We start from the raw sequence: 13,885 nt of genomic DNA, 5'->3' as shown, positions 1-13,885 counted from the left end.
AAGCTATTAAGAAACGGGAGCGGCACCTAGCGACCGATGCACTACCGACAGGACCGACGCGAGGCCGCCGGCCGGAGGTGGACCCAATGACGAGTTCGACCACGAGTACGAGCAACCGGGGACTGCTCGAGACGCGATTCAGTATCGGTGCGACGGCTCTGGCGGTCGTCGCGGTGTTGTTGGCCGTCGCCTTCGCCTGGTTGGGCTACACCGACGGCGTGTTGCCGGTAGTCGGCTACCAGTTGAACATCTTGACGGGAATGATCGGCATGCTGTTCGGATGGGGTATCGCACTCGTCGCGTTCGTTGCCGCGACCTACATGGAGCCCGGCTTCGGCGAGTAACGGTTTTCTCCTGCTATCGCCCGTCGACTGTCCGCGATCGATGCGATGGTAGTTGGCCGCTCGATACTGTCGAGAGCTACGGCTCACCGTCGGCCGACGGTTGGCGAGGAATAGAACTCCGAGTTACGCGGGAACTTCAGCGCCTTTCTTCCGAGTGACGTAGCCCGCAATGCGGTTGCGGACGCCCTTCGAGTCGACGTTGGTGAGTTTCTCGACGCTCTCTTTGTTCTGTTCGAAATCGGTCGTGAACGCCTCCGGATACCGCTCCAGGAGGAGATTCCCGGTCTTCTTGACGTAGGCCGGCTTGATTGCCATGTCGGTCCGTTCTCCGAGCGCGCCCTAAAGCCATTCGTTCTGCCGCGGCGACCCGTCGCGTTGACGACCGCCACCGGCGGCCTCGGGCACTTTCCACGTCCTGCGTTCACCACGTCGAGTGTTCGCGGACGCGCTCGAGCGCCTCGCGTTCGCGTGGTCCGCCGGCGCGCTCGACGACCGCGGCGCAGTCCGCCAGTCGGTCGCGGAGGTCGGCCTCGTCGTAATCGGCCACCTCGAGTCGCGAGGCGGCGACGGTCGCCTCGACGACGGCTCCGAATCCGCGGTCGATCGTCGGGATCGTCTCTCGCACGACAGACGACTCGACGGGGCGGAGTGCCCACGCTTCCCAGTCGGTCTCGCCCTCGGTTCCCGCGTCGATTCGCTCGACGGTCACGCGCGCCCAGGCGGCCGCCGACTCGAGGATCGGCTCTTCGCTCTCGACGATGGAAAGCGCGGCGTCGGCGACGGCGACCGGATCGTCGACGAACTGAACGTAACCCTCTCCCTGCCGGTGGAAATTCCGTCGGGTTCGGGTGTTTCCCCACGTCCGCGCGGTGACGGGATCGCCGGCGTGCAGGCCCAGCGCGGCGGCGTTCCACAGGTCGTTGGGACCCAGTGTCGTCACGATCGATTCGGTGACACCGGACACCGAGACGGGCCATTCGGCGGGTCCGTCACGTCGCGTTTCGTCCGTCTGTCGATCGTCGGTCATCGCTCGATCGCCTCGTGCTCGAGCGCGATGAACAGTCCGGCCGCGGTGATGTCGGCCGTCGTTCCCGGGTTGATCCCGCGAGCGACGAGGTCGTCCGCGAAGGCCTCGACGGCCTCTCGATTTGTCTCGAGGACGTCGTCCGCGACCAGCGCCGCAGCGCGTTCGGTCACCTCGCGGGCGACATCATCGTCGTGGCGCGTCGCGACGAGCGTGTCGGGTCGCTCCGCGAGCAGGGAGAGAAAGACCGCCGCGGTCCGTTCCGATATTGGCCCGTCGGCGTCGGCGAGCCGCTCGGCCGCCGTAAACGACCGTTCGAACCCCTGTACCCACTCGCGGGCGACGTCGTCGCCCGGGACGCTCCGCTCCATGATCTCGAGCAGCGTCAGGCCGCGTTCCTCGACGGCCGAAACCGCGTCTGAGCCGCGGCGCACGTCCAGCGCCGCCATGTCTTCGGGCGGATCGCCGACGCCGACGTCGACGTGGTCGAACGCGCGGTAGAACGCCGCCGCGTCGTCGACGGTCGTCTCGCGGACGACGCTCTCGGCGACGGCTTGTGAAAGATCCTCTCGGGCGGCCCGGACGAGCGGGACGAGCAACAGCAGCGCCCCGAACTGGGTGTTGCCGCCCTCCTGGGCGGCCATTCCTTCGACTGCTCGCTCGAAGGCGGGGCCGACCGGGGATCCGTCGCCCGCCAGTTCGAGCCCCTCGCGGGCACCCACTGCACCGACGAGGAAGTGTTCGAACCGCAGGTCAGACAGGTCACGATGGCGGTCGACGTTTCCCGGTTTGGGAGTGCCGGCGACCTCGAGCAGCAGCGCCAGTTCCGCGTTCGCGTCCGGCGATCGCATATCGATCGTTGCGTGCCGCGACGGCTTAGGGGTAGGGATTGTCGGTCGCCGCGTTCGCGCGGTTCGGCCGGATCCCGCCCGTCGGCCGTCGGCAAGGCGTTCGCTGTCCAGTCGATTTAAGACGCAATCCGGAAACCATGTGGTATGGGCTACGATACCGCGACCAAGGCCGACGTTGACTCCGTCGTCCCCGAGGAGTGGGGCGGCATGTGGTTTCTGAGGGAGACACTCGAGACGGACGAGCTCGGTATCTCGGTGCTCGAACTCGAGCCCGACGGCAAGGGCAAGGAACACGACGAGACGAACACTGGCCAAGAGGAGGTCTACTACGTGGTCGCCGGGGCGGTCGAGATCGAACTGCCCGACGCCGACGAGACGGTGCGCCTCGAGACGGACGAGGCGATCCGACTCGATTCCGACGAGACGCGTCAGATTTTCAACCGCGGCGACGAGCGCGCGAAACTCGTACTGGTCGGCGCACCGTTGTAAGCGATTTGCGTCTTCCGAGCCATTCGCTCACGGTCTCAGCGACAGCCTCGCACGACGTCGCGCTGCGGTTCGTCGTGTGCTCACGGCTTCGCCGTCCGCATCTGCGAGGCGCTCGCACGGCTCGCGCTATCGCGTCGCCTCGAGCCCGAACTCTCGTTCGACCGCGTCGCGAACTCGCTCGAGCACTACGGGGTTGTCGCTGGGCCGACCGACGCTGACCGCGTCGGCCCCGTAGTCGACGTATTCGCGGACGGTCTCGGCGTCGCGGACGCCGTTGTTGGCGATCACGAACAGATCGGTGGCGTCGGCCACGTCGGCGATCACGGGCTCGGAGTCCATCGCATCGATGTGAACGAAGGCCGCGCCGGCGGCCTCGAGATCGCGAGCTAGTTCCGGAAGGTCGACGCCGGTGACTTCGGCGCGGACCTTCGCGCCGACGGTGACGCCCGTCTCGGCTGCCCGTTCGACGTAGTTCGTGAGTCGTTCGTGGTCTTTCAGGAGCGTCTCGCCGCAGCCGACGGCGCAGAGTTCGTCCTGACGGCAGTGGGCGTTGATCTCGAGGAAGGCGTCGCGATCCCGGCAGACGCGTGCGGCCTCGGCGATCGGCTCGACGGTGGCGCTTCGGACGTTGAACGCCGGCTGGAGAGGCACGTCTGTGAGCGCTGTAAGTTCGCGATCGACGAAGGCGATCGGGTCGTCGGGGAGGAACTCGGTCCGATCGCGCGCGACGAGATCGCGCGCGGCCGCTCTCGAGTCGGCGTCGAGGGCGATGCCGCCAAGGAACGCCGCCCCGGCGTAGTCAGCGCCGGCCCGCGCCCAGTCGGCGTCGGCCTCACCGCTGAGGCTGGCGAGGGCGAGCGGCGGCGCAAACGGTGTGTTCGAAGCCATATTAGCGCAGGTGATCGATCACGGCGTCGATCGCGCGGATCACGCGCGCGGCGTCCTCGCGGGAGTCGATCTCGATGTCCGTCCGGGCCGTCGGCCGGTCGAAGTCGGCGTCGTCGTTCTCGTCGATCACGAAGGCGTCGGCGAACGGATAGGCGGTGGCCAGCCCCTCGGTGCTGGGGTCGGCGTTGACGGCCTTCATGAGGTCGCCGGCGGGGCCGGAGAAGGCGTCGTCGCCGAGGAACGGCGAAACGGCGACCACAGTCGTCTGGGCCAGCGCGTCTGCGACGCCGGGCAGCGAGAGCATCGGCCCGATGCTCGTGACCGGGTTCGAGGGGCCGATGACGACGGTGTCGGACAGCGCTTCGAGGACGCCCGGTGCCGGTTCGGCCTTCGAGGAGCCGCGGAACTCGACGGTGTTGACGGTCGGCTCGCCGCGGTGGGCGACCCAGTACTCTTGAAAGTGCATGAGCCCCTGCTCCGTGTGGACGAGGCTGGCGACGGGGTCGTCGCTCATCGGGAGCAGGTCGATGGTCAGCCCGAACGCGCTGGCCAGTCGCTGGGTCGCCTCGCTCAACGTGTGCCCTTCGTCGAGGAGGCTCGTCCGCGTGATGTGGACGGCGCGGTCGCGGTCGCCGATCGTCATGAACTCGGCGATCCCGGAGAAGCGCCGCCAGTCGGCGAGTCGCCGCCCCTCGGTCTGGCGCTCCTCGGGCAGGTACTGTGGCCCCTCGGGAAGTCCCGCGGCCGAGGCGATGTCCTCCAGTGCCGAGTTCGTTCGATGCGTGTCGCCCTCGATACCCCACCACGTCTCTCGGTCGAGGATCCCACCACCCTGAAACAGCAGCGTATCGATATCCGGCGAGACGAAGAGTCCGCCGAGTTCGACGTCGTCGCCCGTGTTGGCCACGACTGTGGTCTCCTCCGGTGAGAACGCGGCCGCTGCCCCATCTAACAGCTTCGGCGTTCCGGTGCCCCCGGAGAGGAAGGTTACCATACGCACAACTCTCGAGCGAGGCTACTTAATCGCTTTCGGCCGCGCGAGGCGACCGGCCCCTTCAGGCATCGGTCGTTCGCGGCGGGACGTTCTGGGTCATCCGGAACAGGTTCTCCGGGTCGTATCTCGTCTTGATCTCGACCAGCCGGTCGTAGTTATCGCCGTAGAGCAGTTTCACGGGATCCTCGTTCAGCCCTGGGAAGTTGCCGTAGCGGCCAGCGGCAACCGGAAGCGCCTGCACGTCGGCGAACACTTCGCGGCCCCAGTCGACGTTCGCATCGTCGTCGTCGGCGTCTTCCCAGTTCGCTTCGACGGTGAGCATGTACGGCTTGTCCCGGTGCCAGAACGCGGTCGCGTCTCGCGCCACGTCCGCGACCGCGTCACCGAGGTGCCAGCAGTCGACCGTCGACAGCGCCGACGGGGCCGACTCGTTGTACCGGACAATGAGATCGAAGACCTCGTCGGTGAGCTCCTCGAGGAAGACCGACTTCCAGTAGTAGCGCAGTCCGTCCGGGTAGTCTTCGTCGAGCATCGACTGGAGGTCGACGTAGGCCATCGGCCCGCTCATGTCCGCGATGGGCGTCGCGACTTCGCGAAGCGGTTCGAAGACCTCGCCGTCGGTAGCCGACTCGCCGCGGGCGGAGCCGAGGAACGCGACCGCCGGTTCGCCCCACGTCTCCTCGGGGAACTCCTCGAGTTCGGGAACGTGGGCGGTAAAGGCGAGGACGCCCGCGTCTCGCGGTGCGGTCTCGGTCCACTCGCGGAAGGCCGAAAGCGCCGCGTCGGCGTCGTCGCCGTGGAACCAGACGAAGAACGCGTACACCTCTGGCCCGACCTCGTGGAGGGCGTACTCGAAGGCCGTGACGACGCCGAGGTTGCCCCCGCCGCCGCGGACCGCCCAGAACAGGTCTTCGTTTCGGTTTTCGCTGGCAGTGTGCACCTGGCCGTCTGCCGTCACGATGTCGACGCTGACTAGATTGTCCAGCGCCAGTCCGTACTCGCGGCTCAGATGGCCGTAGCCGCCGTTGAGCGTCAGTCCGGCGATCCCCGTTTGTGACACTGCGCCGAGAGCCGTCGCGAGTCCGAACAGCTGTGTTTCGCGGTCGACGTCACCAAGCGTCGCGCCGCCTTCGGCGCGGACGGTCCCTGACTCGCGGTCGACCCGGACGCCGTTCATCTCCGCGAGATCGACGACGAGTCCGCCGTCGCAGACGGCCGTCCCGGCGACGTTATGCCCGCCGCCACGCACCGCGAGCGGCAGGTCGTGCTCGCGGGCGAAGGTCACAGCCGCGACGACGTCGGCGGTGCCGTGACAGCGCGCGACGAGCGCCGGATACTTGTCGATCATTCCGTTCCAGATAGACCGAACCTCGTCGTACTCCTCGTCGGTCGGGATCACTACGTCGCCGCGAAATCCCCTGCGGAAGGACCGAACGTCGTCGCTGGGAAGGTCGTGGAACGCCGCTTCCCCGTCTACATTGTGTGCTGTCCCCATGGCACACGGTAGGCGGCCGGCAGAGATAAAATAGTTGTATATCTAACACGACGCTCAGTCGGGTAGATATGTCCGATTCCGCGTCGGTCGCTCACATTATGGGTGGACGAGTAACCGACAGACGGTTCCGGAGACCGCTATGAGCCGCGCACTGACGTGCCAGCTCTCGAGTCTCTCTCGTCTTTCGGAGCGACTCTACTTGGTACTTGAGTACACCTATATGCTCGAGCGAAACGTAGAGATATCGAGGGACAATGTCGGTGACTACCACACCCGTAGACGGCGGTGCAATAGACGGATTCAGCGAAGGGCTTCGCGGGGAGTTGCTTCGGCCGGCGGATCCGAACTACGACGAGGCTCGGTCCATCTGGAACGGGATGATCGACCGATATCCGGCGCTCATCGTTCGATCGAGGGGCGTTTCGGACGTGATCGACGCGGTGAATTTCGCTCGCGACCACGACCTGCCGCTCGCGGTGCGGGGCGGCGGGCACAACATCGCGGGGAACGCGGTCTGTGACGACGGACTGATGCTCGACCTCTCGGCGATGCGGTCGGTTCAGGTCGATCCGGAGGAGCGGACGGCTCGCGTCGAGCCGGGCGCGACGCTCGCGGACGTCGATCACGAGACGCAGGCGTTCGGACTGGCGACGCCGCTCGGGATCAACTCGACGACCGGCATCGCGGGGCTCACGCTCGGCGGCGGGTTCGGTTGGCTGACCCGGAAGTACGGCATGACGGTGGACAATCTACGCTCCGTCGACATCGTCACCGCGGACGGCGAACTGCGCCGCGCGAGCGAGGCGGAGAACCCCGATCTGTTCTGGGGTGTCCGCGGTGGCGGGGGCAACTTCGGCGTCGTCACGGCCTTCGAGTTCGCCCTCCACGAGGTTGGACCCGAGGTGCTCGCTGGTCCGGTCGTCTACAGCGACGCGGACGCACCGGCCGTTCTCCGACACGTTCGCGACTTCAACGAGGACGCGCCCGACGAGTCGGCCGTCTGGGTCGTTCTCCGTAACGCGCCGCCGCTCCCGTTTCTCCCGGCGGCGGTCCACGGCACCGGCGTCGTCATCGTCGTCGCGTTCTACGCGGGCGACGTGGCGGACGGGGAAGCGGTGCTGGCACCGATTCGGGAGTTCGGCGATCCCATTGCCGATGCCGTGGGCCCACACCGGTACGCGGCGTTCCAGCAGTCGTTCGACCCCCTCCTCACCGAGGGCGCTCGGAACTACTGGAAGTCGCACAACTTCGGCGATCTCTCCGACGAGGCCATCGACACCGCAATCGAATACGCGCGGACCCTCCCGTCGCCGCTGTCCGAGATCTTCTTTGGACAGGTCGGCGGTGCGATGGCGCGCGTTCCGTCGGACGCGACGGCGTACCCGCACCGCGACGCCGAATATGCGATGAACGTCCACACGCGGTGGGAAGACCCTGCGATGGACGACGAGTGCGTCGGCTGGGCGCGGGAGTTCTTCGACGCGATGGCACCGTACGCGACCGGCGGTGTCTACGTGAACTTCGTCAGCGAGCGCGAGGGCGAGGAGACCATCGCCTACGGCGATAACTACGGTCGATTGGCCGATCTCAAAGCGCGGTACGATCCGGAGAACCTGTTCCGGATGAACCAGAACGTCACGCCGGCTCCGGCTCGGTAATCCGTCTTTCGCTCACCGCGATGACGAGCGTCGCCGGACCGCTAATCGCCGATCCAGTCCGCGAAACTCCCCTCGAGCAAGGTCTCCGACTGCCGGGCCACGTACGTCTGTTGCATCCGCTCGATCGCGTCGGCGAAGTCTGCGCCGTCCTCGAGGGCCGCTCGGACCTGCTCGCGTTTCCAGCTCGCCGGCGTTACCTCCTGACGGACGCGCCGACGGAGCGGATAGAGGTACTTCGCGGCGTCTTCCTCGCTTAGCCCGCGGTTGGTCAGCCCGTCCTCGGCGTGGGCCAGCAGGTCCTCGTAGAGCGCGAGCCCGTCGGTCGTCTCCTTGCCGTCGTTGGTGATCCACGTCAGGTCGGCTGCGAGCCCGTCGACCATCGCGGCGTAGAAGTTCTCGCGAGCGAGCTGCCAGTCGAGTTCGAGGACGGGGTGCTCGAGGCGGGTAAGACTCTCCATCAGGCCGGCGACGGCGGCGAGGAAGGAGATCGAGTCGCGGACCGTCGGTTGGGCGGGGATCGGGCGAAACTCGATGCGGGCGTTGGCGGCCGAGCGAGTTGGGCCGCCGAAGACCGGACGGACCCACCGCCAGTAGGTGCCGTGTTTGCGGCTGAAGTGTGGGAACTGATCGTCGAAGCGCTCGCCGGAGCCGACCGGCATCGGGACGATCGTATTGTCGGCTGCGATCCGATCGATCGCCTCCTCGACGGTCTCGAGGTCGCGCGGGAACCGAACCTTTCCCTCCCCCGTGGTCGGGTCGTTGAGCACGGTCTCGAAGATGCTAATTCGGTGCTCCATCCAGCCGTCGCGGAGGATTTCCTCGGCACTCGCGTCCTCGTCGTAGAGGTCCGCGGGGAAAAACGGGGAGTTGACGCCGAGCGCGAGCAGCGGCCCCGCGATGCGCAGCGCGTAGTTGAAATAGTCGGGAAGGTCGGGCGCGTGGGGAACCTGATAGTGGGGCTGAATCGACGTGATGAGGCTCTCGGGCATGACCGTGTCGGCCGAAAGCGAGACGTGGGGCGCGTCGATACGCATCGCCGCGGATTCGGCCTGATCGGTGTTAGCCATCGCGTGGTAACGCGCGGAGTCGCTCATGTTCGTCGCGATGCGGACCGTGCGATCGGTCCCGTCCGGCGTGACCGTCGTCCGCTCGACGCTGTCAGTGAGGTACGTACTCGCCGCCTCGCCCTCGGGCGGGATCGTCCAGAGCCCATCGCTCACCAGCCGCATCCGCTCGGACTGGGTCACGTCCAGTGCCGTCTGCAGGCGCGCTTTGACCTCCGACTCCTGGGCGGCCAGCCCGGGAGCGTTCAGCGGCTGCGGGCTGGTCACCATCTCCGCGTTGTGCAGTCCGAGTTCCTTCTCGAAGCCGATCAGTTCGAGTAGCCGACGCGGAACCCGCCGGAGCGTACAGTCGTCGGCCTTGACGGCGTAGAACTCGTACTCGAGGCCGACGATCGCCTGCGGGTTGTCGAAGACTCCCTCCTCGACGGCGTCTTTGATCACCTCGGCGTCCGCCTCGGCCCGTTCGCGAAAGTCGACGGCGTCGACCGCCAACACGTCCGCGATCCGCGCGGCGAGTTCCTCCTCTGGCATACCTCCGAGTGAGTGGCCGATTGTCTTTAAAGCACGTCCCTCGAGCCCGGTGACGCGATCGGACTCAGAATCGTTTTACCCCCCGCGGCGATACTCCGACCCGATGGAGTTCGCCACGTTCGCCGACCGCGCCGGGACGATCGAAGCCGAGCCCGCCGACCTCGAGATCGTCGCCCACGTTCGGGACCTGCTCGCCGACGCCGGGAGCGACAGCGAGGGCCGACGGGCCCCGGAGGCTGCGGTGGAACCGCAGACCCTCGAGGTCGTCGCGCGGTTCGTTCAGGGACGGGTGTTTCCGGCCTGGGACTCGAGGACGCTCGATATCGGGCCGAGTGCGTGTTACGAGGGGATCGCCCGCGCGGCGGGGACGAACGTCGACGCCGACGACGTCGAGGAGCGCCTCGCGGAGATGGGTGAGATCGGCGACGTGGCGGCGAGCTACGAGTTCGGCGGGCAACAGGGGCTCGGCGCATTCACCGGCGGTGGGGACGCCAGCGCCGGCAGCGGTGGAAATGGCGGCGATCTCACCGTCCGCGAGGTCTACGACACGCTCGAGGAACTGGCGGCCGCCGAGGGTTCGGGCAGCCAGGACCGCAAGGTCGATCTGCTGTTCGGCCTGTTCAATCGCTGTGCGAGCGAGGAAGCCCGCTATCTCGCTCGGCTCGTTCTCTCGGAGATGCGCATCGGCGTCGGCGAGGGGACCGTCCGCGATGCGATCGCCGAGGCGTTCGATGTGCCCGGAGACCGGGTCGAACGCGCCCTTCAGGTTTCGAACGACTACGGGCAGGTCGCCCGGATCGCACAAGAGGACGGGGTCGACGGACTCGACGCGATGGACCTCGAGATCGGCCGGCCCGTCCAGGCGATGCTCGCGCAGGCGGGGACGGTCACCGACGCGCTCGAGGAGTGGGAGGAAGTCGGCGTCGAGTGGAAGTACGACGGGGCGCGAGTACAGCTGCACCACGTCCCCGGTGGTTCGGGCGCGACCGGCGAGTCGACGGCAGAGACGCGCGTCTTCTCGAGAAACATGGAGGACGTGACCGAGGCGCTCCCCGAAGTGGTCGAATTCGCAGAGCGGACGCTCGAGGAGCCCGCGATTCTCGACGGCGAGGTCGTCGCGGTCGACGACGACGGAACCCCGCTCCCGTTTCAGGAGGTTCTCAAACGGTTCCGGCGGAAACACGACGTGGCGAAGGCTCGCGAGGACGTGACGGTGCGGCCGGTTTTCTTCGACTGCCTCCACGCGGGCGGAGCGGACCTGCTCGAGGAGCCGCTGACGGCGCGTCACGATCGGCTGCGGTCGGTGCTTGTTGGATCGGATTCGGACGCGAGAGACGATGAAGATATCGAGGGCCTCTCGCTGCTCTGGCGGACCGATGATCCGGACGAGATCGAGTCGATCGACGCCGACGCTCTCGAGGCGGGCCACGAGGGGATCATGCTCAAGGATCCCGACTCGACGTACTCGCCCGGCCGGCGCGGGAAACACTGGCGCAAGCGCAAACCGGACGTGGAGACGATAGACTGCGTCGTGACCGGCGCGGAGTGGGGTGAGGGCCGGCGCGCGACGTTCCTCGGGACGTTCGAGCTGTCAATACGGGCCGGCGACGGCGAGTTGGAAACGGTCGGCAAGGTCGCGACCGGGATCACCGACGAGAAACTCGCGGAGCTGACCGAGTTGCTCGAGCCCCACATTGCCGCCGAGGAGGGGCAGGCGGTCGACCTCGAGCCCGCGGTCGTCTTCGAGGTCGGTTACGAGGAGATCCAATCCTCGCCGACGTACTCATCGGGCTACGCGCTCCGATTCCCGCGGTTCCAGGCCGTTCGGCCGGACAAGGGCCCCGAGGACGCGGACACGCTGGAACGACTCGAGCGATTACGAGGGTAACGAACGTCGAAAACCGAAGAGCAGCTGATTTCGACTCGAGAACGACGCAGACGGGTTTTCTGCTAGCGTGGACACAGGGAATTTCCACGTCCACCCCAGCCGATTCGCTCGGTCACGCCGTTCCCTCGCTTATCCCTCGCACGATGTCGTGCCGCGGTTCGTTAGTCACTCACCGCGACCCAGCGCGCGCCACAGCGCGGTGGACAGTCGGGCGCGAGCGACTGACCATATGTAAGCACCCTTAAGAGCCACGGGAAATAGGATTCGCGTATGCAACCGCGCGACCTGTCTGACCACGTCGCCTACGAGGCGGGTCGAGGCATCGAGGAGGTCGCCCGCGAACTCGACCGGGACCCCTCCGAATTCGTCAAGCTCGCCTCGAACGAGAACCCGCACGGGCCTTCGCCGGCCGCCGCCGTGGCCATCCGGGAGACGGCCGCGAGCGTGAGCTCCTACCCGAAGGCCGCCCACGCCGATCTGACGAGCGCCGTCGCCGACCGCTGGGAGGTAAGCGACGCGCAGGTCTGGCTGGCAAACGGCGGCGACGGGGCTATCGACTACCTCCACCGGGCGACCCTCGAGCCGGGCGACGACGTGCTCGTTCCGACACCAGGCTTTGCCTACTACGGAATGAGCTCCCGTTTCCACCACGGCGACGTTCGCGAGTACGACCTCTCGCGAGCCGACGACTTCGCCCAGACGGCCGACACCGTCCTCGAGGCCGACGACGGCGAGCGGGTGATCTGGATCACGAGCCCGCACAACCCGACCGGCTCGACGATGCCCCTCGAGGAAATCGAACGACTCGCCGAGGCGACCGACGAGGAGACGCTGCTTGTCGTCGACGAGGCCTACGGTGAGTTCGCCGACCGCGACAGCGCCGTCGCCCTGATCGAGGGCCGGAACGGCTTCGCGGCCCGCGACGACGTGGCCGTCCTGCGGACCTTCTCGAAGGCCTACGGGCTGGCCGGGATCCGGCTCGGCTACGCTGTCGTCCCCGAGGAGTGGGCCGACGCCTACACCCGTGTGAACACGCCGTTCGCGGCGAGCGAGCTCGCCTGCCGTGCGGGGCTGGCCGCCATCGAGGACGACGAACACGTCGCACGCACCGTCGAGACGGCCCGTGAGTCACGCGCATACATGCGCGAGCATATCGATGCGCACGTCTGGGACAGCGAGGGGAACTTCGTCCTCGTCGCCGTCGGCGACGCAACGGCCGTCGCCGAGGAGATGCAAGAACGGGGCGTCATCGTCCGCGACTGCTCGAGTTTCGGCCTCCCGGGCTGTCTCCGCATCACTTGCGGTACCGAGGCTGAGACCGAGCGCGCCGTCGAGACGCTCAACGCGGTGCTCGCCGATCTCGGCCTCGAGTCCGAACCGACGGACGAGGCCGACGATCCCGACGCGGAGGTGGCCGACCCGTGAGAATCGCCGTCACCGGCACCCCCGGCACGGGAAAGACGACCGCGACGGAACTGCTCGCATCGCGGCTGGCCGACCGAGCGGCCGACGCCGAGGGGGACGATCTACCGGCCGCCCTCGAGGTGATCCACCTCAATCGTGTCCTCGAGGACGAGGAACTGTACACCGCGGTCGACACGGACCGAGAGAGCAAGATTGCGGACCTCGACGCCTTGGACGAGTGGCTCGACGGCCGCGACGACGCGGTGATCGAATCGCACCTCGCCCACCACGTCGACGCCGACCGGGTCGCCGTGTTGCGCTGTCGACCCGACGACCTCGAGCGGCGACTGCGCGAGCGCGGCGAGACTGAGGCCAAAGCGAGGGAAAACGCCGAAAGCGAGGCGCTGGACGTGATCCTCTCGGAAGCCGTCGAGGAACACGGCCTCGAGTCGGTCTACGAGATCGACACGACCAATCGCGAGCCGGCGGCCGTGGCCGACGAACTCGCGGCGGTCGCGGCAGGCGAGCGCGAACCGAGCGCCGGCGAGGTCGACTTCATGGGGTATCTCGCGTGACGCTCGATAAATTCCGTCCCTACGTCTCGCGGTTCCTCGACCCGTTCGTCACCGGGTTCGACCGCGCCGGAATGACGCCCAACGGCGTGAGCGTGATCGCGTTCGGAATGGCGATCCTGGCCGCGGTGGCGTTCGCGCTGGGCGGGCTCGAGGACCCAGTGTGGTACGCCGTGGCGGCCGCACTCGTCTTCCTGAACGGCTGGCTCGACATCGTCGACGGCGCGCTCGCGCGCGAACAGGAGGTCGCCTCGGCCGGCGGCGACCTGTTAGACCACGTCCTCGACCGGTACGCCGACATCGTCGTCATCGCCGGGCTGGCCGCGGGCCTCGAGGACTATCTGCTTGGCTTCGCCGCGGTGACCGGGGTCGTAATGACCTCCTATCTCGGGACGCAGGCCCAGGCCGTCGGCCTCGACCGAGTCTACGGCGGGCTCGTCGGTCGCGCAGACCGGCTGGCGATCATCGGAATCGTCGGCGTTCTGGCCTACCCCTTCCCGGGAGAGATCCTCGCCGGATTCACGCTCGTCGGCTGGCTCCTGGTCTTCCTCGCGGTCGTCGGCCATCTGACCGCGCTCCAGCGCTTCTACTACTCTTGGGCTGCCCTCGAGTGAACGACGGTTCGCCCGCTCTCCGACGGTTTTTGCCGGTCGGGAGCGCGCCGCATGCTTTATCCCTCGCCG

At 67.3% G+C, this 13,885-nt stretch carries 14 protein-coding genes; 7 read left to right on the top strand and 7 right to left on the bottom strand.

All coding sequences use genetic code 11. The annotated features are described in order from the left end of the window. The first annotated feature begins 86 nt into the window (after positions 1–86). Entirely contained in the window at positions 87–344 is a 258-nt protein-coding gene (locus ACJ70B_RS01295; protein ID WP_408958614.1) for a hypothetical protein, read from the top strand. Between the two features lie 123 nt (positions 345–467). Here the strand turns inward: ACJ70B_RS01295 and ACJ70B_RS01290 are convergent, their stop codons facing one another. From ACJ70B_RS01290 to ACJ70B_RS01280, 3 genes are all read right to left on the bottom strand, one after another. Continuing rightward, positions 468–659: a 30S ribosomal protein S17e gene (locus ACJ70B_RS01290; protein WP_254523680.1), complete on the bottom strand. Its 192-nt coding sequence runs from the start codon at positions 657–659 to the stop codon at positions 468–470. Positions 660–765: 106 nt separating this feature from the next. Beyond that, positions 766–1,371, bottom strand: a complete 606-nt coding sequence (locus ACJ70B_RS01285) for a DUF447 domain-containing protein (RefSeq protein WP_408958613.1) — start codon at positions 1,369–1,371, stop codon at positions 766–768. Then, positions 1,368–2,219: a triphosphoribosyl-dephospho-CoA synthase gene (locus tag ACJ70B_RS01280; RefSeq protein WP_408958612.1), complete on the bottom strand. Its 852-nt coding sequence runs from the start codon at positions 2,217–2,219 to the stop codon at positions 1,368–1,370. Before ACJ70B_RS01280 ends, ACJ70B_RS01285 begins: the two co-directional genes overlap by 4 nt. 144 nt (positions 2,220–2,363) lie before the next feature. On the opposite strand from ACJ70B_RS01280, the gene ACJ70B_RS01275 reads away from it, so the two are divergent. Continuing rightward, positions 2,364–2,708 carry a cupin domain-containing protein gene (locus ACJ70B_RS01275; RefSeq protein WP_408958611.1) on the top strand — a complete coding sequence of 115 codons (345 nt, stop codon included), beginning with the start codon at positions 2,364–2,366 and terminating at the stop codon, positions 2,706–2,708. 126 nt (positions 2,709–2,834) lie between these two features. Here the strand turns inward: ACJ70B_RS01275 and ACJ70B_RS01270 are convergent, their stop codons facing one another. The 3 genes from ACJ70B_RS01270 to ACJ70B_RS01260 all read right to left on the bottom strand — a co-directional run bounded on the left by ACJ70B_RS01270 (position 2,835) and on the right by ACJ70B_RS01260 (position 6,085). After that, positions 2,835–3,596 carry a tRNA-dihydrouridine synthase gene (locus tag ACJ70B_RS01270; RefSeq protein WP_408958610.1) on the bottom strand — a complete coding sequence of 254 codons (762 nt, stop codon included), beginning with the start codon at positions 3,594–3,596 and terminating at the stop codon, positions 2,835–2,837. A gap of 1 nt (position 3,597) precedes the next feature. Beyond that, a complete protein-coding gene (gene cofD, locus ACJ70B_RS01265) occupies positions 3,598–4,590 on the bottom strand; it encodes a 2-phospho-L-lactate transferase (RefSeq protein ID WP_408958609.1) in 993 nt (330 codons plus the stop codon). 61 nt (positions 4,591–4,651) lie between these two features. After that, positions 4,652–6,085 (bottom strand): FAD-binding oxidoreductase, encoded by a 1,434-nt coding sequence (locus ACJ70B_RS01260; protein ID WP_408958608.1) that lies wholly within the window; start codon positions 6,083–6,085, stop codon positions 4,652–4,654. A gap of 254 nt (positions 6,086–6,339) precedes the next feature. Here ACJ70B_RS01260 and ACJ70B_RS01255 point away from each other — a divergent pair, with 254 nt between their 5' ends. Further along, positions 6,340–7,743: an FAD-binding oxidoreductase gene (locus ACJ70B_RS01255; protein ID WP_408958607.1), complete on the top strand. Its 1,404-nt coding sequence runs from the start codon at positions 6,340–6,342 to the stop codon at positions 7,741–7,743. A 41-nt stretch (positions 7,744–7,784) separates the two neighbouring features. Here ACJ70B_RS01255 and ACJ70B_RS01250 read toward each other — a convergent pair whose 3' ends face one another. Further along, positions 7,785–9,338, bottom strand: a complete 1,554-nt coding sequence (locus tag ACJ70B_RS01250) for a hypothetical protein (protein ID WP_408958606.1) — start codon at positions 9,336–9,338, stop codon at positions 7,785–7,787. 103 nt (positions 9,339–9,441) lie between these two features. Here ACJ70B_RS01250 and ligA point away from each other — a divergent pair, with 103 nt between their 5' ends. From ligA to ACJ70B_RS01230, 4 genes are all read left to right on the top strand, one after another. Beyond that, positions 9,442–11,226: an ATP-dependent DNA ligase LigA gene (ligA, locus tag ACJ70B_RS01245; RefSeq protein WP_408958605.1), complete on the top strand. Its 1,785-nt coding sequence runs from the start codon at positions 9,442–9,444 to the stop codon at positions 11,224–11,226. Between the two features lie 270 nt (positions 11,227–11,496). Further along, entirely contained in the window at positions 11,497–12,651 is a 1,155-nt protein-coding gene (hisC, locus tag ACJ70B_RS01240; protein WP_408958604.1) for a histidinol-phosphate transaminase, read from the top strand. Then, a complete protein-coding gene (locus ACJ70B_RS01235) occupies positions 12,648–13,205 on the top strand; it encodes an adenylate kinase family protein (RefSeq protein ID WP_408958603.1) in 558 nt (185 codons plus the stop codon). Before hisC ends, ACJ70B_RS01235 begins: the two co-directional genes overlap by 4 nt. Then, a complete protein-coding gene (locus tag ACJ70B_RS01230) occupies positions 13,202–13,816 on the top strand; it encodes a CDP-alcohol phosphatidyltransferase family protein (protein WP_408958602.1) in 615 nt (204 codons plus the stop codon). The genes ACJ70B_RS01235 and ACJ70B_RS01230 overlap by 4 nt, the downstream gene beginning before the upstream one ends. Positions 13,817–13,885: the final 69 nt, after the last annotated feature.

Source organism: Natrinema sp. 74 (assembly GCF_046097095.1).
In the GTDB taxonomy this organism is placed as follows: domain Archaea; phylum Halobacteriota; class Halobacteria; order Halobacteriales; family Natrialbaceae; genus Natrinema.
This window is presented reverse-complemented; position numbering and strand designations above follow the sequence as displayed.